General features: G+C 66.9%; 22 protein-coding genes. 10 read left to right on the forward strand and 12 right to left on the reverse strand.

The genetic code is table 11. The annotated features are described in order from the left end of the window. Positions 1–19: 19 nt before the first annotated feature. On the reverse strand, positions 20–658 hold the full coding sequence (locus AC07OZ_RS19855; protein ID WP_495468804.1) for an XrtA/PEP-CTERM system exopolysaccharide export protein: 639 nt from the start codon (positions 656–658) through the stop codon (positions 20–22). A 230-nt stretch (positions 659–888) separates the two neighbouring features. Further along, the gene (locus AC07OZ_RS19860; RefSeq protein WP_495468805.1) at positions 889–1,770 is read right to left on the reverse strand and encodes a ThiF family adenylyltransferase; all 882 of its coding nucleotides are present in this window, start codon (positions 1,768–1,770) and stop codon (positions 889–891) included. Positions 1,771–2,141: 371 nt separating this feature from the next. Between AC07OZ_RS19860 and AC07OZ_RS19865 the strand changes: the two genes are divergently transcribed. Next, positions 2,142–3,098, forward strand: a complete 957-nt coding sequence (locus AC07OZ_RS19865) for a PEP-CTERM sorting domain-containing protein (RefSeq protein ID WP_495468806.1) — start codon at positions 2,142–2,144, stop codon at positions 3,096–3,098. An 85-nt stretch (positions 3,099–3,183) separates the two neighbouring features. Here the strand turns inward: AC07OZ_RS19865 and AC07OZ_RS19870 are convergent, their stop codons facing one another. The 4 genes from AC07OZ_RS19870 to AC07OZ_RS19885 all read right to left on the reverse strand — a co-directional run bounded on the left by AC07OZ_RS19870 (position 3,184) and on the right by AC07OZ_RS19885 (position 10,213). Then, entirely contained in the window at positions 3,184–4,602 is a 1,419-nt protein-coding gene (locus AC07OZ_RS19870; protein WP_495468807.1) for a TolC family protein, read from the reverse strand. Positions 4,603–4,707: 105 nt separating this feature from the next. Further along, a complete protein-coding gene (locus tag AC07OZ_RS19875) occupies positions 4,708–5,916 on the reverse strand; it encodes an HlyD family type I secretion periplasmic adaptor subunit (RefSeq protein ID WP_495468808.1) in 1,209 nt (402 codons plus the stop codon). A 36-nt stretch (positions 5,917–5,952) separates the two neighbouring features. Then, positions 5,953–8,340 carry a type I secretion system permease/ATPase gene (locus tag AC07OZ_RS19880; protein ID WP_495468809.1) on the reverse strand — a complete coding sequence of 796 codons (2,388 nt, stop codon included), beginning with the start codon at positions 8,338–8,340 and terminating at the stop codon, positions 5,953–5,955. A 19-nt stretch (positions 8,341–8,359) separates the two neighbouring features. Then, on the reverse strand, positions 8,360–10,213 hold the full coding sequence (locus AC07OZ_RS19885; RefSeq protein ID WP_495468810.1) for an O-linked N-acetylglucosamine transferase, SPINDLY family protein: 1,854 nt from the start codon (positions 10,211–10,213) through the stop codon (positions 8,360–8,362). A gap of 438 nt (positions 10,214–10,651) precedes the next feature. On the opposite strand from AC07OZ_RS19885, the gene AC07OZ_RS19890 reads away from it, so the two are divergent. Then, positions 10,652–11,173 (forward strand): hypothetical protein, encoded by a 522-nt coding sequence (locus tag AC07OZ_RS19890; RefSeq protein ID WP_495468811.1) that lies wholly within the window; start codon positions 10,652–10,654, stop codon positions 11,171–11,173. On the opposite strand, the gene AC07OZ_RS19895 is transcribed toward AC07OZ_RS19890, so the two are convergent. After that, on the reverse strand, positions 11,174–11,680 hold the full coding sequence (locus AC07OZ_RS19895; RefSeq protein ID WP_495468812.1) for a DUF1993 domain-containing protein: 507 nt from the start codon (positions 11,678–11,680) through the stop codon (positions 11,174–11,176). A gap of 135 nt (positions 11,681–11,815) precedes the next feature. Here AC07OZ_RS19895 and AC07OZ_RS19900 point away from each other — a divergent pair, with 135 nt between their 5' ends. The 5 genes from AC07OZ_RS19900 to AC07OZ_RS19920 are packed head-to-tail and all read left to right on the forward strand — an operon-like array spanning position 11,816 to position 15,219. After that, on the forward strand, positions 11,816–12,823 hold the full coding sequence (locus AC07OZ_RS19900) for a D-2-hydroxyacid dehydrogenase family protein (protein ID WP_495468813.1): 1,008 nt from the start codon (positions 11,816–11,818) through the stop codon (positions 12,821–12,823). After that, positions 12,820–13,464 (forward strand): chromate transporter, encoded by a 645-nt coding sequence (locus AC07OZ_RS19905; protein WP_495468814.1) that lies wholly within the window; start codon positions 12,820–12,822, stop codon positions 13,462–13,464. The genes AC07OZ_RS19900 and AC07OZ_RS19905 overlap by 4 nt, the downstream gene beginning before the upstream one ends. Continuing rightward, a complete protein-coding gene (locus tag AC07OZ_RS19910) occupies positions 13,461–14,072 on the forward strand; it encodes a chromate transporter (protein ID WP_495468815.1) in 612 nt (203 codons plus the stop codon). Before AC07OZ_RS19905 ends, AC07OZ_RS19910 begins: the two co-directional genes overlap by 4 nt. Positions 14,073–14,095: 23 nt before the next feature. Next, a complete protein-coding gene (locus AC07OZ_RS19915) occupies positions 14,096–14,578 on the forward strand; it encodes a GreA/GreB family elongation factor (RefSeq protein ID WP_495468816.1) in 483 nt (160 codons plus the stop codon). Then, the gene (locus AC07OZ_RS19920) at positions 14,566–15,219 is read left to right on the forward strand and encodes a glutathione S-transferase (protein WP_495468817.1); all 654 of its coding nucleotides are present in this window, start codon (positions 14,566–14,568) and stop codon (positions 15,217–15,219) included. Before AC07OZ_RS19915 ends, AC07OZ_RS19920 begins: the two co-directional genes overlap by 13 nt. Positions 15,220–15,252: 33 nt before the next feature. Here the strand turns inward: AC07OZ_RS19920 and AC07OZ_RS19925 are convergent, their stop codons facing one another. Then, positions 15,253–15,597 (reverse strand): hypothetical protein, encoded by a 345-nt coding sequence (locus AC07OZ_RS19925; RefSeq protein WP_495468818.1) that lies wholly within the window; start codon positions 15,595–15,597, stop codon positions 15,253–15,255. A gap of 21 nt (positions 15,598–15,618) precedes the next feature. Then, positions 15,619–15,801 carry a hypothetical protein gene (locus tag AC07OZ_RS19930; protein WP_495468819.1) on the reverse strand — a complete coding sequence of 61 codons (183 nt, stop codon included), beginning with the start codon at positions 15,799–15,801 and terminating at the stop codon, positions 15,619–15,621. Positions 15,802–15,853: 52 nt separating this feature from the next. On the opposite strand from AC07OZ_RS19930, the gene AC07OZ_RS19935 reads away from it, so the two are divergent. Beyond that, positions 15,854–16,444, forward strand: coding sequence for a hypothetical protein (locus AC07OZ_RS19935; RefSeq protein WP_495468820.1), 591 nt, complete (start codon positions 15,854–15,856; stop codon positions 16,442–16,444). A gap of 133 nt (positions 16,445–16,577) precedes the next feature. Further along, positions 16,578–16,898, forward strand: a complete 321-nt coding sequence (locus AC07OZ_RS19940; protein WP_495468821.1) for a hypothetical protein — start codon at positions 16,578–16,580, stop codon at positions 16,896–16,898. A 39-nt stretch (positions 16,899–16,937) separates the two neighbouring features. Here the strand turns inward: AC07OZ_RS19940 and upp are convergent, their stop codons facing one another. The 3 genes from upp to AC07OZ_RS19955 form a co-directional block, all read right to left on the reverse strand. Further along, positions 16,938–17,570 (reverse strand): uracil phosphoribosyltransferase, encoded by a 633-nt coding sequence (gene upp, locus AC07OZ_RS19945; RefSeq protein ID WP_067274770.1) that lies wholly within the window; start codon positions 17,568–17,570, stop codon positions 16,938–16,940. 101 nt (positions 17,571–17,671) lie between these two features. Continuing rightward, a complete protein-coding gene (rlmB, locus tag AC07OZ_RS19950; protein ID WP_331614266.1) occupies positions 17,672–18,427 on the reverse strand; it encodes a 23S rRNA (guanosine(2251)-2'-O)-methyltransferase RlmB in 756 nt (251 codons plus the stop codon). Positions 18,428–18,491: 64 nt separating this feature from the next. Then, positions 18,492–19,277: an acetyltransferase domain-containing protein gene (locus tag AC07OZ_RS19955; protein WP_495468822.1), complete on the reverse strand. Its 786-nt coding sequence runs from the start codon at positions 19,275–19,277 to the stop codon at positions 18,492–18,494. Between the two features lie 210 nt (positions 19,278–19,487). On the opposite strand from AC07OZ_RS19955, the gene AC07OZ_RS19960 reads away from it, so the two are divergent. Further along, a complete protein-coding gene (locus AC07OZ_RS19960) occupies positions 19,488–21,131 on the forward strand; it encodes a hypothetical protein (RefSeq protein WP_495468823.1) in 1,644 nt (547 codons plus the stop codon). Positions 21,132–21,149: the final 18 nt, after the last annotated feature.

Raw genomic sequence — 21,149 nt, forward strand, 5'->3', positions numbered from 1 at the left:
GCGGCCGTCCGGGCGCCGGTCAGAAGAAGCTCTGCGGAATGATCAGGATGTCGCCGGGACGCATCTCGACGTTGGCGGACACGTCGCCGCGGCGGATCAGATCCTTGAGGCGCACCGAGTACTGCTTGTTGCCTTCCGCGGTCCGCAGGATGGAGGCCGAGTTGCCGGCCGCGAAGTCGGTCAGGCCGCCGACGGCGATCATCACGTCCAGCAGCGTCATCTTCTGCTTGTAGGGCAGGAACATCGGCTTGGCGGCTTCACCGACGACGCGGATCTGCTCGCTGTACGGGCCGACGAAGCTGGTCACGATCACGGTCACCACCGGATCGCGCACGTACTTGCCGAGCTGTTTCTCGATGTCGCGGGCGACCTCGACCGAGTTCTTGCCCTGCACCGGCAGTTCGTCGATCAGCGGCGCGGCGATCTTGCCGTCGGGGCGGACCGGCACCGTCAGCGACAGCTCCGGATTGCGCCACACGATGATGTTGAGCTGGTCGCCGGCACCGACGACGTAGCTGTAGTCCGCCTGCGAAGCGGCGACCGGCGCGGGCGGCAGGTTGCCGGTGGTCGAGCAGCCGGCGAGCGCCGCGGCGGCGGCCAGCAACGCGGCATGTGCCGCCTTGATGGAAGCGATCTTCAATCCAGTGTTCTTCACCATGTCCACCCCTCTGGAAGCTGACCGGATTGCACCTCAGCGCGCACGGGTGTGGAACCCCCTGGACTGAGGGCGATCCCTCCCTGGCGTGATCCAATTCCGTGCTAGCGGACTCACCCCGGGAACCGGCCGGATACAACCCCGAAACAACTCGGCACGAGCCCGCCTGGAAAACCTCGTCGGGAACCTCCGGAAAGCCTCGTGGAAAACCCTCGAACGCGCGGCGACGAAAGCTATTTTCCTCGCAGCACCGGCTTGATCAGCGCAATCAGCAGGCGCTGCAGCGGATGGGCATTCCCCCAGGGGCGCCAGGTATGCTTGAGACGACCGCGATAAGCGTCGAAATGCATTCCCCACGGCGCGGCGCGCAACGGCCCGCGATTCAGCAGCAGCTTCAGCACGCTGGTTCCCATCAGGCCCGCGCACAATTCGCAGGCCATGCCGGTGGAGGGGCCGCGCTTCTCCTTGAAGTTCACGGCCTCGGGCGCGACCAGATACTCGCGGCTGAGCATCGCCGGAGATACCCCGGCGATGAAGCGTGCATATTGCTCCTCGTGGTCGCGGCCGTCGACCTGGAAATAGTCTTCGAAACTCATCCCGGTCGGACTGAAGTACAGGAAGGCGGTGCCCATGCCCAGAGGTGCGGCGGTCATCGCGGGAATGCCCAGCTCACGACAGCGGCGGAAAACCTTGCGCCGCACTTCGAGGACGAAGAAGTCGAGGCTGTCGACATACACGTCCACGCCTTTCAGGAAGTCGTCGAGGTTGGCGTCGGTGACACCCTCGCGAAACAGGCGGATATCGCTCTCAGGGTTGATGTCGTGCGCCATTTCCGAGACCATGTCGATCTTCGGACGCCCCATCGACGACATGAATGCGGCCGCCTGTCGATTCATGTTGTGGACATCGAACTCATCGAAGTCGGCGATATTGAAATTGGCGATCCCCAGACGCGAGAGGGTCAGCACATGCGCACCGCCGACGCCGCCCAATCCGGCCACCGCCACGCGGGCCCGACGCAAGCGCTGCTGCTCGTCTTTCGTGACCCAGCCAATATTGCGCGAGAACGCGCGGTCGTAATCGAAGACAAAACCGGAAGGGGTGTCTCGCGTCATGGGGTCTCCCTTTATTCGAATCGCGCCATCGCCGGATCGCGCGGAATCGATCCTCGCGGCGCAGGCAGCGAGTATGCGCCGACGCGATGACGGCAAAGGGCGGAAAAGGCTCGCCGGATCGTTGGTGCGAAAGCGCCCCACCCCACCCCCGCCCTCCTCGACACCCCTTGGACACCCCCCGATATGCGGGCCGGACCGCTGTCGAAAAACTTGACAGGACCCGTCGAAGATTCCCGCATCCGAATGTTAAGTCATTGATTTTCCAAGAAGAAAGTGTGCTGGCACGGTACTCGCTTTGATGTCCGCCAAGAAGCCGGCACGTGCCGCTTCCTAACGTGCTTCTGGCAAGACGCATCCTCAAGGAGAGACACATGTTCAAGCAAGCAAAGCTCGCACTGGCAGCGATGACGCTGGCAGCCGCGACGTTGCCGGCGATGGCAGCGCCGCTGTACATCAACACCGGGCAGGACTTCGTTCCCGAGCCCAACGGCTCGACGAACACCACGGTGTTCGACCAGCTGGGTTACAGCGGGACGCTGGCGACCTCGATCTACCTGGGTTCCCCGGCTACCCCCGGCACCACGGTGATCGACACCAACATTCCGTCGGTGATGAATTTCTACGGCTTCTCGGCCGGCACGCACACCACGCTGTCGGGCGGTTCCGCTTCGTTCAACTATCCGAACGCGCCGGCACAGACCAACATCGATTCGCTGAACAACCCGGTCAACCCGAGCGACCTGAACGGCTTCGTCGGTGGCGTGGGCTTCCCGGCCTACGGCTTCGGCAACGTCGGCGGCCTGGGCGGCGCCTGGGGCCTGACCTACTCGTACCAGATCGTCGGCAAGACGGTGGACTCCAACGGCGACGGCGTGTCGGACTTCGTGTCCTACAACAGCGGCGTCTTCAGCGTGTTCTACCAGAGCGCCGCGACCGATCCGAACAACGGCAAGGAAGTGCTGCGCCTGATCGTCACGGGTTCGGACATCCAGCTGACCAACCTGAACGTCGAAGGCTATGTCGACTACAGCTACGCTGGCGGCGACACCTTCATCCAGAACTTCTTCAACTCCGGCGAAGGTCTGGGCTCGCTGTACAGCAACTGGCTGAACAACAGCATCTCGGTGAGCTGGGTGCTCGACACCAACGTCGATCCTCCGATCCCGACCCCGAACCAGCTCTACAACTCCGGCAGCGCCCTGATCCGTCAATCGACGCTGGACGGTTCGCTGGTGATCAACGTGCCGGAACCTGGCACGCTGGCCCTGGTCGGCCTGGCCCTGGCCGGTGTGGGCTTCGCCCAACGCCGCCGCGCCCTGCGCAAGTAATTCGGGTTTCCCGAATGAGAAAGCCGCCCCTCGGGGCGGCTTTTTTCTTTGGTCAGAGCACGTCTGCAGGGCGGGTGAACCGCGCTCAGCGCAGCGGTGTCACAACGCCGCGCCCTTGCGACCAGATGATCGCCACGACCTGCTGGGCGTCGTAGAGCGCGTTCACGTGCGCGATGCGGTTCGAGTAGTAGTCGCTCTCCGCGCCCATCACGTCGAACAGCGATCGCTTGCCGAGTTGCTGCCACTGCTGCAGCGTGAAGCCGCGGACGCGCTCGCTGCTGCGCAGGATGTCGACCAGCCGGCGCGAGCGGTCCAGCGACGAGGACGCCGCCTCATACATCTCCAGCACGCGATAGCGCTTGGCCTCGATGGTCTCGTCGCGTTGCAGCGATGCGGCCTGGGCGCGCCGCCGCGCCGAAGTCAGCGCCGAGTCCGCGCCCGGCTGCACGATCGGGATGTTGACCGTCACGCCGCCGATCCAGTCGGTCTGCCGCGCCTGGCCGATCGTCGAATTGCCGCTGACCAGCAGGCTCACGCTGGGCTGCTGCCCGGCGCGCACCGATTCCGCATAGCTGCGCTGCGCCTGCGCCTGGGCTGCGGCGGCCGACACATCGGGCGAGACCAGGATGTCGGCCAGCATCTCGTTGAGATCGGGCAGACGCGCGAGGACGGAACTCATCGCCGCGCCGCGCGGCAGTTCGTCGCCGACGAAGCGCTTCAGGCGCACCTCGGTCTGACGCAGCGCCGACGTCGTCTGCTCGTACGACAGATCGGCCTGCTGCAGGCTCTTCTGTGCCTGCACCAGCTCGCTGGCGCGGCCCCGGTCGGCCTTGGTGATGATCTCCAGGGCCTCGACCAGGCACGACATCTTGCGCACGTACTGGCTGTAGACCTGCGCCTGCAATTGATAGCGGCCACGGTCCAGCGCCAGCGACACGGTCTGGAGGGCGACTTGTTCCTCGGCGCTCGACTGCCCGTAGCGCGCGGCCTCGAGCAGCTGGGAGCGCCATTCGGTGAGCTTGGTGATGCGGCCTGAGTCGTAGATCGGCGCGGTCACGCTCAGCGAGCCGCGACCCTGCAGCCCGCTGGAGTTGTCGATCGAGCCGTTGCCCGGCACGACGGTGCCGGTGTGGCCGGCCGTGATGCCCATCGTCACCGTCGGCAGGCGCTGCGACTTGGCTTCCTCGTAGTCGGCTTCGGCCGCCTGCGTGAGCAGCCGCGTCGCGCCCAGCGCCTTGCTGCGGGCAAGCGAGCGGTTGACCAGGTCCTGCAGCTGCGCGCGCGGATCGGAATCGCCGACATCCAGCAGCGCCGAGTCCCTGGCGGACAGCTGCGCGGGCGGCAGCGTGCGCTCGTCGGAACAGCGGCTGGGTGGCGGATCCTGCGCCCAGGCGGGCGCGCTGAAAGCGCAGAGCGCCGTCATGACGACAGCCGCGCCGGCGCTCAGGCGGAAGGAGGAGATGGAGGCGCGCCGCAGGCTCCGGCGCCGAGTGGTTTCGGTCATGGTCACGCGTACTGCAAGCAATTTCCCATGGCCTCTACTGGACCATTCCAGCGGGAAATCGAAGCGCCGATAAGCGGCGCGCAACCGGACTGTTTCGGCCCTGGCTCAGCGCTCTCGCAGCGCTTCCTTGGACTTCAGCATCGGACGCAGCAGGTAGCTCAGCACGGAGCGCTCGCCGGTACGGATGTCCACCATCGCCGTCATGCCGGGAATGACCGGCAGCGGCTCGCCCTTGGCGCGCAGCGTGTTGCGCTCGGCCGTGATCAGGACGCGGTAGTAGGTGCCTTCGTTGTTCTTCTCGGTCTCGCCGAGGGCGTCGGGGCTGACGTACTCGATCTTGCCGTGCAGGCCGCCGTTGACATTGAAGTCGTAGCCGTTGAGCTTGACGATGGCCGTCTGCCCGACCTGGATGTAGCCGATGTCCTTGGGCTTGATGCGCGCCTCGATCAGGATGCGCGGGCCGATGGGAACGATCTCCATGATCGGCGTGCCGGACGTGATGACGCCGCCCACGGTATTCATCTTGATGTTCTTGACCAGGCCCTTGACCGGCGACTTCAGCACCGAGCGCGTGACCGCGTCGCGGCGCACGACCAGCTGTTCGTCGAGCTGCGCGAGATCGGTCTGCGCCTTAGACAGCTCGGTGCTGGCGTCCTGGCGGAATCGGCTGATGCGCTCATTGCGCTGCTGCTGCAGCTCGTTGACCTGGCGCGTGACGCGCATCACCTCGACGTTGGACATCAGGCCCTTGGACGCCATGTCCTGCGCCATCTTCTGCTCGGTGGCGAGCAGCCCGATGCTGCGATTGATGCTGGCGGTGGCCTCCTCGAGGACGCGACGGCGGGTCTCGAAGACCTCGGTCTCGCTGTCGACCAGACGCTGCACCCCCTTGACCTCGTCAGCGAACTTCAGCGGCACGCCCAGCGCTTCAGCGCGCAGCCGGGCGACCTGCGCCATCAGCCCCAGGCGCTTGGCCTGGCTTTCGTTCTCGGCGGCCTCGGCGCGGGTCGGATCCAGTTCGGCCAGCGCCTCGCCGGCCTCCACTTCCTCGCCTTCGTGGACCAGCAGCTTGCCCAGCGTGCCGGACTCGAGGCTGGCGATGACCTGTTCCTTGCCGTCGGGCACGATGCGCGCATCGCTGCGGGTGACCTCGTCGACCGTGGCGATCGACGACCAGGCCAAGCCGACCAGGAGGATCGCCGCCATCAGGTAGAGCGCCCAGACGGCGCGCGGCAGCGGCTCGTCGATCAGCGCCGACTGGACGCTGCCGACGAACAGGCCTTCTTCGCGGCTGAGGGTGCGGGACTGCGACATGGGAGGGAGGACTTCAGATCGGATGTCGGACGGACATCACACCGACGCCGCGCGGTTCACCGCCTGCGCCGCCGGATGGACGTGAACCGGTGCGGCCTGCGGCTGCTGGCCCGGTTGAGGCTGCTGCTGTTGCGGCTGGCCAGGCGGGCGGGCGCCGGAGAGCGCCGCCAGGACCTGGTCGCGCGGACCGTCCATGACGAGGCGGCCGGTGTCGACGACGACGATGCGCGACACCAGCTCCAACACCGCCGGACGGTGCGTGACCATGATCAGCGTGCAGTCGCCGGCGGCATCGCGCAGTTGACGGAGGAAGGCGATCTCGGACTGCGCATCCATCGAGCTGGTCGGCTCGTCCATCAGCAGGATCTGCGGCTTGGTGACCAGGCTGCGCGCGAGCGCCACCAGCTGGCGCTGACCGCCGGACAGCAGCGACCCCATCTCGCCCACCGGCAGGTCCCAGCCCATCGGGTGACCGGCGACGACGCGATCCAGGCCCGTGAGCTTGGCGACCTCGACCAGCCGCTGCGCATCGACGTGCCGGCCCATCAGGACGTTGTCGCGCAGCGTGCCGTGGAACAGACGCGGCTCCTGCGACACGAAACCGACCTTGCTGCGGAACTCCGCCGGATCGACCTGGCGCAGGTCGATGCCGTCGATCTCCACATGGCCTTCGGTCGGCTGATACAGGCCGGCCAGCATGCGCAGCACGGTCGACTTGCCGCTGCCGATGCGACCCAGGATCGCAAGCCGCTCGCCCGGTTGCACGCGCATGGTGACGTTGCGCAGCACCTTCGGCGATTGCGCATCGCCCTGCGCCGGGTACGAGAAGCCGATGTCGTTCAGGCCGATGCGGCCGGTGATCTGGTTCAGCGGCACGTAGTTGCGGGTGGAGTCGCGCTCCACCGGCGCGCTCATCACGGAGTTCAGCGACAGCATCGCCGCCCGGGCGCCCTGGTAGCGGGTCGCCAGGCTCACGAGGCTGTTCAGCGGCACCGTGGCGCGGCCCGCGAACATGACCGCGCCGATCAGTGCGCCGGCGCTGATCACGCTCTCGTTGATCAGGTACACGCCCCAGACCAGCATCACGAGGTTGATGCCCTGCTGCATGGTCATCGAGATGTTCATGCTCCAGCTGGCCATCGTGCGGGCCTTGAGCGCGGACTCGGCGACGATGGCGGTGCTGTGCTCGTAACGACGCAGGAAGCGGCCTTCGGCACCGGTGGTCTTCAGGTCCTCGAGGCCTTCCAGCGCCTCGACCAGCGTGCCGTGCAGGTCGGCCGCCTCGGTCATGTTGGTGCGCATCGCGCGGCGCAGGTAGCCCTGGATGCCGAAGCTCATCAGCAGCATCAGCGGGATCGCCGCCATCAGCACCCAGCCCAGCGGGCCGCCGATGATGAAGGTCATCGCCACGAAGAGCACCACGAACGGCAGGTCCGTCAGCACCGACATCGTGGCCGAGGTGAAGAAGTCGCGCACGACTTCCACCTGTGCCAGGTAGTGCGCATAGGAGCCGGCGGATGCAGGGCGGTGTTCCATCCGGACGCCCAGCGTCTGGCGGAACAGCTTGGCACCGACGATCAGGTCGGTCTTGCGGCCGGCGAGGTCGATCAGGTGCGCGCGCAACTGGCGCGCGAAGAGGTCGAAGACCAGCGCCAGGCCGGCGCCGACGGCCAGCGTCCACAGCGTGACGAAGGCCTGATGCGGGATGACCTTGTCGTAGATCACCGAGGTCACCAGACCCGAGACCATCATGAGCACGTTGCTCAGCAGCGCGGCGAGCATCGCCGAGCGGTAGTACGGGATGAAGCGCTTGAGCGTGCCGAACAGCCAGTGCGAGTCGGCCTGCAGCAGCGGCGTGTCGTCCTTGGCGCCGGCGATGGGCTTGGCCTGGGAGACCTCCTGCGGGGCGATCGCGAGGATGAAACCGCTGTACTCCTGGTCCAGCTCGGAGGCCGGGGCAACGCAGCTGGCGGCCTCGGGACCGGGGAACACGACCTCGTAGCGCACGGCGCCCGAGCCGTCGTCGTCCAGACGGCGCACCAGCACGCAGGCGTCGCCACCGTTGAGCAGCAGCACCGCCGGCAGCAGCAGCTGGTTGATCTCTTCGATGCCCTTGCGCAGCAGGCCGGCGTTGTAGCCGGCTTCGCGCATCAGGCGGATCGCCTGGTCCGGGCTGAGCGCGCCTTCAACGGGCGCGCCGGCGCGCAGCGATTCGACCGAACGGGCGCGGCCATGATGCTGCGTCAGCCAGGACAGGCATTGCAGCAGCGGATCGACCGCCGGCTGCTGCGCCAGATCCGCGAGCGGATCGTGCGGCGCGTCCGGGATGCCGGGCGCACGCTGACCGTCTTCCGCGGCCAGGCGCAGGCCGGGGCCGCGGGCGCGCTGGTCACCGTCGAAGAAGGGGTCGTGCGGCCGGTTCATTGATCAAATCTTTTCAGTTTCAGCCGCGATGCGCGAGTGCCAATTGCTCGAATTCGCGCTCGATGTCACGAACGATGGCCGGCATGTCGAAAAGTGCGCTGTTGCGGCCTTCGTCCCGGAGGTAGCGCTTGTAGGACTTCGCACGGCCCGGATTGAGGCCGATCTGGATCGCGCGCTGGACGTATTCGTCGACCGAGAAGGTGATCAGGTCCGGCAAGCCGACGGCTGTCAGCAGGCTGCCGCACATGCGGGAGATGTAGCTGCGGCCGGAGCGGGTCAGGATGGGCGTGCCCATCCAGAGGCAGTCGCTGGCGGTCGTGCCGGCGTTGTACGGGAAGGTGTCCAGCACCAGGTCCGGCAGCTGGAAGCGGGCCAGGTAATCCGGCGGCGCCACGCGCGGGGCGAAGATCAGCCGCGACGCATCGATGCCGGCAGCCTCGGCTTCGCGCCGCAGGTTCGCCTTGGCCCACTCGTTGTCCGCCAGCAGCCACAGCACCGAGTTGGGCACACCCTGCAGGATGCGCATCCAGGCGCCGAACATCTCGGCGTTCATCTTGTGGTTGTTGTTGAACGAACAGAAGACGAAAGCATCCTCGGGCAACTCGTACTGCGCGCGTGTGGGGTTGGCGCCGATCTCGCGCTTTCGGTCGCTGACCTGGTAGCAATGCGGCAGGTAAATGGGCTTTTCGCTGCAGTACGGCAGGTATTCCGGCGGCATCGTGAAGCGATCCGCCAGGATCCAGTCCACGCCGGGCAGCAGCGACGTCGCCGGCAGGCCCAGGTAGCTGACCTGCACCGGCGCCGGGCGATGGGACAGGATGTTGGGGCGGGCGCCGCTGGTCAGACCCTGGAGGTCGACCAGCACGTCGATGCCCGCCTGCGCGATCAGCTTGGCGGCGGTGGCATCGTCCATCGCGTTCAGGCGCCAGACCTTGTCCATCGACATCAGGATGCGCTTGCGCAACGAGGTGCCGTCATCGCGGCTCCAATCGAAGGCATGGATCTCGAACTTCTCGCGATCGTGCAGTTCGTAGAGTTCAGCGGTCAGCAGGCCGACGGCGTGCATGCACAGGTCGCCGGAGAGATAACCGATCTTGAGCTTCCCCTGCTGGCGCGCGGCCACCGAGACCGGATGGCGCCAGAGGGCCTCCTTCTGCTTCGTCACCTTCTCATGGACGAAGCGCTGCGCGGCGCCCATCTGCAGCGCGGGGTCATCGGTGGCGCTCAAAGTCGCCAGCAACGAGGTCGCAATGAGCAGCTTGTTGTGCGTAACTTCGCCGAACGCCTCATAAACCGGCCATTTGCACTGCTTCTGACGGATATGCACGTAATGCTGCATCACATCCGTCTGCTCCGGATTGAGCGTGAGGCTGCGGACCATCAACGCTTCGGACTCGTCGTAGCGACGCTGCAGTTCGAGCAGCCGGGCCGCGTTGTTCAAGGCATGGGTGCGCAAGCCGGTCTGATCGGCGCCGAGGGCCTCCATCGGCCCCGTGCCTTCATACACCTCGCGCCAGGCGCCGAGCGCCTCGTCGACGCGGCTCAGGTGCTCCAGTTGGTGACCGAGATTCAGACGGGCCTGGGCGAAGGTCGGGCTGATCGCCAGCGCCTGGCGGTAGACCTGCTCGGCGCGCTCGTGCTGCTGGATGTTGCCCAGCACGGTGCCCCAGTTGTAAAGGGCGACAAGGCGCGCCGCGGGCGGTTGGCCTTCATGCGCGAGCCACGTCTCGTACAGATGGGCGGCGGCATCGCCGAGATTCTGGCCCTGGAAGAAATTGCCCCGGTCCATCAGCTCCGGCAGCGGGAGCGAGCCCTCGCGGGCACGGGTCAGCAGTTGCTCCCATTCCTGGGCCAGCGGGGCGGGAACGCTCAAGTTCGGCATGCTGGGGTGGGCGATGTCCATGTGATCGGGCTTTCTGGGCACGGTGGGACGGTCCGGCGGGCACGGCCGGGCGCGCCGGCTCGGGCCCAGGGGCCGCCTGTACGGGATTGTGTCCGTGCGCTCCCGGAGGCATCCCGGCAAATGGACGGTGCGGACCGCCTATTTCCCCGCCTGGAATCTCCGCCCTGGGCGTGCCGCGGACACCGGCGAACCGCCCATTCAGCCCGTTATCGGCCGCCGGAGTGAGAACTTGAGCACGAATTGAGGCTGCCGTCACCGCCTTATCCGAGCATCTTGTTACAAGGCCGACTTCCACAATCGTCTCGCGATCCAGGCCTCCAAGAGCCCGGACGCCGCGCGACAGAGCAAGCCCGCAAAGGGACGTCGAGGGACGCGCGTTCATCAACCAGGACAAGAAGAACGCAGCCCATGAAAGCGATCACTGGTCTTTCCCGATGGGACGAGATCGTCGAGGCGGCCGAAGCGGTGGAAGCCCTCGAGCTGGACGATCTCGAAACGCGCGCGGCGGACACCCGGACCTGGGTGGAACCGGCGGCCCGCCTCGGCAGTGCCGGCGGCGCGGCGATGAACGATGCGCCGACGCGGCGTCGCAGCGGAGACTCCATCTTCCAGAGCCTGATGCGTCTGTGGCCCGGCGATGGCCGCCGGCCGCAGGCAAGCGCCCGCACGATGGCCCGACTGCGACTGGCGTTCCGAGCCAGCGTCACCGACCTGGCCGTCGATGCCGACGCGGGCACGCAGGAGCGCGTCACCGCCCTGCTCCGCCACATCGTCCATGCGCGGCATCCGCAGGACCTGTGGCACCTGCGGACGGCGATCTACACGGAAGTGGCGCGGAGCTTCGACCAGGCGGAAGCCGAGGCCCGCCTGATCGCGCTCAACCGGCAGCTCGAGCAGGGCAAGAGCCTGCTGCGCCGCCTGCTCGGCTGATTACTTGGGCTGGCCCAGGAAATCCATCTTGCCCAGCGGCACGCCGGCGTTGCGCAGCAGCGCGTACAGCGTGGTGGCGTGGAAGAAGAAGTTGGGCAAGTTGAAGAAGCGGGTGAAGTCCTGGCCCTGGAACTGCAGCGGCTCCTTGTCGCGGCGCGGCACGCTGACCGCACGGGTCTCGGAGCCGTTGATCTGCTCGGGGCTGACCGACTTGATGAAGTCGCGCGTCTTCTGGATGCGCTGGATCAGTTCTTCCAGCGAGGCTTCGCTGTCAGGCCAGCTCGGCACCTCGATGCCGGCCAGTCGGGCGGCGCCGCTCTTGGCGGCATCGCTGGCGATCTGGACCTGGCGCGGCAGCGGCAGCATGTCCGGTGCCAGGCGCAGCGTCAGATAGACCGATTCGTCGAAGCCCTTGGCGAGGGCGTGATCGCGCGCGGTGCGGATCCAGGTCTGCATGTTGCTCAGCATGCGGTCGAACACCGGCACGGTGGCGGCGTACATGTCCATGGGAGTCTCCTTGTCTGGGATGGGGGGATGCGATGCGGGCGGGATGCTAGTGCCTGTTCCGATCTGTTGCACGACGCTCGCCCAATGGCCTTGGGGTGACCGTTTCAGGCGAGTAGGATCGGAGCCCGCACGCCTATGAACATCATCATCCTCGACGACTACCAGGACGCCGTGCGCAAGCTGCCTTGCGCCGCCAAGCTGGACGCGCTGAACGCCAAGGTCTTCACCAACACCGTCAAGGGCATCGGGCAGCTGTCGGTCCGGCTGCGTGACGCTGAAGTGCTGGTGACGATCCGCGAACGCACCCACTTCCCGCGCCAACTGCTGGAGAAGCTGCCCAAGCTCAAGCTGATCTCGCAGACCGGCCGCGTCGGCAAACACATCGATGTCGACGCCTGCACGCGGCTCGGCATCGCCGTGGCCGAAGGCGGCGGTTCGCCGATCGCCCCCGCGGAGCTGACCTGGGCGCTGATCATGGCCGCGATGCGGCGTCTGCCGCAGTACATCTCGACGCTCAAGCACGGCGTGTGGCAGCAGTCGGGCCTGAAGTCCGGCTCGATGCCGCCGAACTTCGGTCTCGGCATGGTGCTGCGCGGCAAGACGCTGGGCATCTGGGGCTACGGCAAGATCGGCCAGCTGATCGCCGGCTACGGCAAGGCCTTCGGCATGCAGGTGCTGGTCTGGGGCAGCGAGGCCTCGCGGCTGCGCGCCCAGGCCGACGGCCATCAAGCCGCCGACAGCCGCGAAGCCTTCTTCGAGCAGGCCGACGTGCTGACGCTGCATCTGCGCCTGTCGGACGAGACCACCGGCATCGTGAGCGCCGAGGACCTGGCGCGGATGAAACCGACCTCGCTGTTCGTGAACACCTCGCGCGCGGAACTGGTCGCCGACGGCGCGCTGGTGTCCGGCCTGAACCGCGGCCGACCCGGCATGGCGGCGGTCGACGTGTTCGAGTCGGAGCCCATCCTCCAGGGCCATCCGCTGCTGCGGCTCGAGAACGCCGTGTGCACGCCGCACATCGGCTACGTCGAGCAGGACAGCTACCAGATGTACTTCGACGCGGCGTTCGACAACGTCCTGAACTACATGGCGGACAAGCCGACCAACATCGTCAATCCGGATGTGCTGAAGGGGCACCGGTGAGCACCGGGCCCTCCTCCACGCCGCCCTCTTCCCCTGAAGGCACCGAGCCGGGCGCCGCCCCGCTCCCCCTCGCGCAACCCGGGTCTCTGTCCCAGCTGTTCTGGGCCTTCACCTGGCTGGCGCTGCAGGGCTTCGGCGGCGTGCTGGCGGTGGCGCAGCGGGAACTGGTCGAGCGCCTGAACTGGATGACGCGCGAGGAGTTCGTCGAGACGCTCGCCGTCGCGCAGGTCCTCCCCGGCCCGAACATCGTGAACATCTCGCTGATGATCGGCGACCGCTTCTTCGGCCTGCGCGGCGCGCTGGTCGCGCTGGCCGGGATGATGTTGTTCCCGGCCGTGATCGTGCTGATCCTGGCGGCCTTGTCGACGACCTGGCTGGCCTCGCCGCGGATGACCGGCGCGCTGCGCGGCATGGGCGCCGTGTCGGCCGGGCTGATCCTGGCCACGGGCTTCAAGCTGCTGCCCTCGCTGAAGAAGAACCCGATCGGCCTGGGGCCCGGGCTGGTGCTCGCGGCGCTGGTCTTCGGCGCGACGGTCTGGCTCAAGCTGCCGCTGTTCTGGATCGTGCTGAGCGTCGGCGGTCTGGGCATGACGCTGGCGCTGATCGCGCTCAAGCGCGCCCGCGCGGGGGGCCGCCCATGAGCGCCGTGGCGCAGGTCGGCGCGCAGGTGGGTGCTCATGCCGGATGGACCCAGATGCTGGTCGGCACCTTGAGCTGGTCCGAGCTCGGCGCGCTGATGCTGCATTTCCTGATGCTGTCGCTGCTGTCGATCGGCGGCGCGATCACGACCGCGCCGGACATGCACCGCTACCTGGTCGACGAGCGGCACTGGCTGACGGACCAGAGCTTCACCAGTTCGATCGCGCTGGCGCAGGCGGCGCCGGGCCCGAACATCCTGTTCGTCGCGGTGCTCGGCTTCAACGTGTCGGGCCTGCTGGGCGCGGCGGCGGCGATGGCCGGCATCCTGCTGCCGTCGACGACGCTGGTCGTCGCGGCCACGCGCTGGGCGCGCAACAACCGCGAGCACCTCGGGGTGCGCGCGTTCACGGTCGGCATGGCGCCGCTGACGCTGGGCCTGATGATCGCGACGGGCTGGCTGCTGGCCGCGCCCTACCTCGTCGATCCCGCCCATCTCTGGGCGACGCTCGCGATGATCGTCGCGACCGTGGTCCTCACGATGCAAACCAAGATCGGGATCGTCTGGATGGTGCTGGCAGGGGGCGTGCTGGGGGCGCTCGGCGTGGTGTAAGGACCGGGACGCCTACCTTTCACATGGATAAATCCTTGCTGCAGCAGCAGGTGCTGGAACGGCTCGCCGAAGACCTGCTGCAAGTCGAACAGGCCGCGCGCGCGGCGCATGAAACGGCGACTCACGAAGAGAACATCGCCGAGAACAAGTACGACACCTTGGGGCTGGAAGCCGCCTACCTGGCCACGGGCCAGGCACGTCGCGCCGAAGCCATCCGGCAGGCGATGGCCAACTGGCGCCAGTTCCGCCCGCGCCCCTACGACGACAGCAAAGGCATACAGCTCGGCGCGCTGGTCTGCCTGGTCGATGCCGAAGACAGGCAGCAACTGCTCTTCCTCGGCCCGGATGGGGGCAGCATGCAGTTGGTGAACGACGCTCAGCGCGTTCAGGTCATCAGCAGCGAAGCCCCGCTCTGTAGGGCCCTGCTCGGCAAATGCGAAGGTGATGAAGTGTCGATACAGGTCGCTTCGACCCGACAGCAGTTCGAGGTGCTATGGGTGCATTGAGCCAGTTGCCGCGGCTCTACACCTTTCGCCGCTGCCCCTACGCGATGCGCGCACGGATGGCGCTGCTGCAAGCCGGACGGGACTTCGAGGCGGTGGAGGTCAGCTTGCGCGACAAGCCGGCCAGCTTGCTGGCCTTGTCTCCCAAGGGTACGGTCCCCGTGTTGCGACTGCCCGACGGCCGCGTGATCGAGGAGAGCTGGGACATCATGCGCTGGGCGCTGGCTGAGCCCGATGCGCAGGGCTGGTGGGCCCTGTCGCAATCGCCTGCAAACCTTGACCTGGTGCAGCGGAACGACGGCGACTTCAAGCATCACCTGGATCGCTGGAAGTACCCGCAGCGCTACGCGGGCGAGGCCCTCACGCCAGACGCACACCGCGACAGCGCGGTCGATGTGCTTCTGCGACCGCTGGAGGCGCGGCTGAGCAGCCAGTCCTTCCTGGGCGGCACCACGCCCTGCGCCACCGACCTGGCCGTGTTGCCCTTCGTGCGCCAGTTCGCCGCAGTGGAGCCGGAATGGTTTGCAGCGCTGGACATGCCGTCGCTGCGGTCCTGGCTGAACGGCTGGCTCATGGACCCGCTGTTCACGGCGTGCATGCACAAGTTGCCTGCAGAAGGCGTGAATCGTTTTCCGCCGCTCTGACCCTGCCGGAAAGGTCAGGGGTGCCGCTCGAAGCTACCGGCGGTAGCAGTCGAAGGCGGGTGGGCGCGTCGCATGGCCGTCCGGGTCATTGACCGCCGCATGCGCCTCAATCGATTCGCAAGGCAGCTTCGCCACGCCGAAGCGTGGGCGAGGCGCGTTCTCCAAGCCATACGAATCAAGGAGCAACTGCCACGCACCGTCGGCATCCTTCAGCACGACGACCCACACTTCGGAGTCGATGCCCTCTGCTTCCGACGCCACCCAGCAAGGCAGCTGATGTCGTTCAGCGTGCTCGACGCATTTCAGCGCGGCAGAGCGATCGTCATCCAGCGCAACGAATCCGCAAGCACGCAAGCCTTCGGGGACGATGCCGAGCACCGCCTCCTGTGCCTCGACCCGCTACACCTTCGCCTCCTGCTCCTGCAGCGCGGTCTGCTCTGCGAGCGACAGCCGTGGCTGCAAGCCCAGGCAGACCAGCCCCACGCAGATCCCGACCCCGCTCAGCAGGGAAGCCAAGGTTCCGAAGCTGGAGTTGACCATCATGGCGGACGTGGTTGTGGCGAAGGGATATGCCACGAGCATGGGATCATGACGGTCGACACCCGCACTTCATTGCGTTGCGTGTTGGCCAGATATGAACTTCTTCATCCGCAGTCCGAGACTCCTCACGCAGAGGCGCCGACCATCTAGCCGCATCGCCGCTGGTCTACCAGTCGCGCTGAGCGCCACGATACTTTTCTCGTCGACTGGCGGCGCGCTGGCTGACGATCGAAGCAATGCGATCGCCGACCAACTGGGCCAGGTGAATGCTTGGCGCCTCATTCCGCCGACGCTTCTGAAGCGATGTGCGAAGGAATCGCCTGAGCATGACGCTGACAGACGTGCAACGTTCGAGACGTGGAGCCGGGTCAACGAAAAGCTCATCGCCGGCATTGAGCGCGCTGTGAACAATTCTGCTTCTCAGTTCTCTGATGCCGCTTCTTATCCTGAGCTGGCGGGCGTGGATCGCATCAACGCAGTCACAGTTCAGCTCATTGACGAGCGCTATTTTCAGGATCCGTCGACCAACGTCGCCCAGGTGTGCAAAGACTACGGTCTCATCGTTTCTCGACTTTCCGGCGTAGGCACCGTCGCTGTGACTCGAGGTTACCTCTACAGCCTGGAGGCATTGTTGGCCTCCAGGCGTCCATCAACGTCGGCGATACCCAACCCGTCATTCCGGTGAGCGGGGAAGTCGGCGAGCGCGGATCTGCGCTATCTTGAAGCCCGTGGCTCAATCAGCGGAGCCATGTCGGTCACGTTCCTGACTCACCTCGTCACGAGCTTCTGGTTTCGTTGCAATCGAATGAAGAGAAACTATGACTTCGCTTATTGAGCAACAGGCGTCAATCGATCAGGCAATTGTGAATGCGCTCATCATCGCTACTCCAGAGCATTGGCACGTGGCCGGAATGACGGTGACACGCGAGCGTCTGAATGACTGCGACAAGCTGGTGGTCGCAATTTCAAGTCCGGAAGGATATGAAGATCAGGTTGCAGCCACTGATGAACTCCATGAGGCAATCAGGAAGCTGCTGGTGCACTTTGGAGGCTATGAAAAGATCTGGACCCGGATCCATTACAACGTGTCGATGGAGGCCGAAGGGAATTGGAGGTACTCGATTCGCTTCGAGTATTAAGGGCTGCCGTAGCCGCCGCTGACTGAGCGCGCCAGGCCCTCAAACGTCCTTCGTCCCGAAGATCTTGTCCCCGGCGTCGCCCAGGCCCGGGATGATGTAGCCGTTCTCGTTGAGGTGCGAGTCGATCGCCGCGGTCCAGCAGCGGATGTCCGGATGCGCCTTATTCAGCGCCGCCACGCCTTCCGGCGCCGCCACCAGCACCAGCGCGCGGATGTCCTTGCAGCCGCGCTGCTTGAGCAGGTCGACCGTCGCGATCATCGAGCCCGCCGTCGCCAGCATCGGATCGACGATCAGCGCGGTGCGCTCGTCGAGCTTGCCGACGAACTTCTCGAAGTAGTTCACCGGCTGCAGCGTCTCGTGGTCGCGCGCCAGGCCGACCACGCTCACCTTGGCGTTGGGCATCATGTCCAGCACGCCGTCCAGCATGCCCAGTCCCGCGCGCAGGATGGGCACCACCGTCACCTTGCGGCCGGCGATCTGGTCGATCTCGACCTGGCCGCACCAGCCCTCGATCGTCGTTTTCTCCAGCGGGAAATCCGCCGTCGCCTCGTAGGCCAGCAGCCGCGCGACCTCGCCGGTCAGCTCGCGGAACTTCTTGGTGGACATGTCGCCCTCCCGCATCAGGCCGATCTTGTGCTTGACGAGAGGATGCGTGACTTCGATGACTGGCATGGCGATACCCGGGGGATGGGGGATGGGACTGCGGAGTTGGGAACGGCGCCTCGTGGGCGCCGGAATGGGCGCGATTATCTCGCGTCGCCGTTCAGGCCCTCTCAGGCCTTCTTCTGCCGCTGGCGCAGCGCTTCGTACAGGCACACGCCGGCCGCGACCGAGACGTTCAGGCTCTCCACCGCGCCCTGCATCGGGATGCGCACGAGCTCGTCGCAGGTCTTCGCGGTCAGCTGGCGCATGCCGTCGCCTTCCGCGCCCAGCACCAGCGCCACCGGTCCCGTCAGGTCCAGGTCGTACAGGGTCTTCTCCGCCTGGTCCGAGGTGCCGATCACCCAGATGTCGCGCTCCTTGAGCTCATTGAGCGAACGCGCCAGGTTGGTCACCATCAGGTAGGGCACGGTCTCCGCGGCGCCGCTGGCGACCTTGGCCACCGTCGCGTTCAGTCCCACCGCATGGTCCTTGGGCGCGACCACCGCATGCGCGCCGGCACCGTCGGCCACGCGCAGGCAGGCGCCGAGGTTGTGCGGATCCGTGACCCCGTCCAGCACCAGCACCAGCGGCGGTCCCTCGACCTGCTCCAGCACCTCGTCCAGCGAATGCGACTGCGCCACCGCCTTCACCCGCGCCACCACGCCCTGGTGGCGGTGCGTGCCGCACAGCGCCTTCAGCCGGTCGTCGTCGCTCTCGACGAGCTTCGCGCCCGCCGCCTCGGCCTTCTCGAGGAAGCCGCGCATGCGCTGGTCCTTGCGGGTGGCGTCGAAGAGGATCTCCTGCACCGAGGCAGGCGCGGTCTTCAGCCGCACGGTGACGGCGTGGAAGCCGAACAGGATCTGGGTCTTGGAAGGAGAGGAGCTCATGGCCGCGATTGTCGCGCACCCGTCACGGCCGGCGCGTCAAGGTCGGCGCATCAGGGCCGGCGCGTCAGAGCCATCCCATCTTCCGCGCCGCCATCAGCGCGCCGATCATCACCGGCTGGTGGACCATGTAGTACGACAGGGACCACCGCCCCATCACCGACAGCGGACGGATGCCCGGCAGCAGCGGTCGCTGCATCCAGGCACGCACCGCCTCGACGCGCATCAGCGCGCAGCCCCACAGCATCGGGCCGAGCCAAGGCAGGATGGGGACGAAGTCCTCGGTCAGCGGCTTGCGCGTCACGAGGCCGACCCAGTTCGTGGTCCGGGTGTCGAAGAACGGCGCCGCGACGAAGAACGGCAGCGCGACCGCCACCGCACCCAGCAGCCACAGCGCGGCCGTGGGCAGTCTCGAGAAGCCGAAGCGCACCAGGATCAGCATCAGCGCCATGCCGTGCAGCACGCCGAAGCTGATGAAGGAGCGCGGGTACATGAACCACGATCCGATCGACACCAGCAGCGCGCACGCCATGACCTGACCCCAGCGGCGCCAGAAGCGGTAGGCCGTCTGGCCCTGCGTCAGCGCCACCGCCTGGCCCATGCCGGCGCACAGCAGGAACAGGCTGACGATGCCGCTGCGCTGCCAGGTCCAGAACGGATCGCGGTAGAAGTCCTCCACCACGATCTTGAAGTAGCTCAGGTCGAAGCAGAAGTGGAAGACCGTCATCCACACCATGGCCAGTCCCCGCAGCGCGTCGAGGCGGTCGAAGCGCGGGGTCGTCGGGAGGTCGCGCGACGCGGCGTCCAGGCCGGGGTCAGGCGTTGCGATCGGGAAGCGGGCCGGCGGATTCATCGGAGAAGCAGTCTACATAAGCTGCCGCACGGCGCGATGACGCCCGTCCGGCAATCGATCGCCGACCTCGACCTACCCCCCATTCGGGTGGGGGCCCCGCCTCGATGGGCCAGTCGACCCCGCCTTCTCCCCCAGTCCGCCGCATTGAGCCGACGTGGCCGCGCATCGACGATTCCTGCTTCGACCCACGCCCCCTCCACCCTCACTGCCATGCGCCCTTCCCCGCCCACCCTGTTCACCGCGCTCAGCCTGTCCCTCCTGCTCGCCGCCTGCGGCGGCAACAAGGGTGACAAAAGCCCGGACATCGTCGCCCCCGCCTGCACGGTCCTGCGCGTCACGCCCGAAGCCTCCGTCACCGCCGGCTTCCTCGATCCGTCGGTGACGATCGACTACACCGCTGCCACGCCGGGCGCCTGCGACGACTTCAGGCTGGTCGACAAGGCCCAGGCCACGGTGCCGACCACGGTCGTCGTCGCCAGCGAATGGACGAATCCGGACGGCGGCATCGCGGGCTCGCGCACGATCGAGCCGCTGCAGGCGCTGCAGCCACAGACCGCCTATGGCCTGCAGCTGAACGGCAAGGCCGTGTCCTCCTTCGGCACCGGACAGCAACGCCGCGGGACCTTGGACGGCGAGGTGACCGATCTGCCGGTGGAATTCGGAGCGCTGACAGGCGCCTCCCTGATCACCAGCGCGCAGATCAATGGATTGCTGGACGTGCTGGCGCACGACTACGCCGGCGGGAACCGTCTGGCCGCCGACCTGCTCAAGGAGGCGCTGCGCCTTGAACTGCCCCACCTCGCCTCACCCGGCGCCGGCTTCGACGCCCAGGTCAAGCGCGTGCGCTATCGCAGCGTCGACGCGTCCGGCGCGCCGGTCACGCTCAGCGGCCTGCTCGTCTATCCCGTGCAGGCGGCGGACGGCCCCGCCGTCGACTACAACGGCAAGCCGCTGGTGATCGGTCAGCGGGGCGCCGAATCCAACGAGGCCGATGCGCCCTCCTCGGGCAGGAACGCCATGGTGCTGATCGGACTGGCCGCAGCCGGCAAGGGGCATGTCTACTTCACGCCCGACCTGATCGGCCGGGGCGACACGGCGACCTCGCCGCAGGCCTTCCTGATCGCCGCCGACACCGCCGCGCAGACCGTCGACATGCTGACCGCCGTCAACGCGTACTTCCAGCAGAGCCACCTCGCGCAGCTCGGCACGGACCTGCGCATGCTCGGTCCGTCGCAGGGTGCGTTCTCGGCGATGGCGTCGGTGCCGCAGCTGGCGCGCCGGACGACGATCCGTCTTGTCTCGACCGGCGACGGCCCCTTCGACAACCGCCGGACCATGGACTCGGCGCTGCGCGCGGCCGCCGGCGGACCGCGCGACGACTACTCGGACAAGGCGGACCTGAGCCGCATCCCGGACTACCTGGGCCGCGTGCTGGCCGCGCTGCGCGACTATCAGCATCTGGACTACGACCCGAAGACCGTCTTCGGCGCGGACGGTCAGGTGTTGCCCTCGTTCCTCGCGGACTACCGGGCCGGCAAGCACACCGACCTGACGCCGCAGTTGCTGGTGAACAGCCTCGCTTCCGGGTCACAGCGCTACGACCTGCCGCTGACCGAATTCAGGATGTTCCACTACAGCGAGGACACCCTGGTCCCGGCGCGCAACACCGAGGACATGATCGCGCGCCTGAAGGCGGACGGACAGCGCGTCGCCAGCGTCACACGCGGCGACTGCCGCGAGAGCTCCCTGCTGGTGAAGACGCTGACCCGGTTCAGCCACAGCAAGTCGCTGCCGCACACGATCTGCCTGCCGTTCCAGATCGACGACTTCGTCGGCCGCCTGCCGTCCTCGTGAGCACGAGGCCCCGACGGG

Source organism: Roseateles sp. GW821-FHT09G03 (assembly GCF_059416045.1).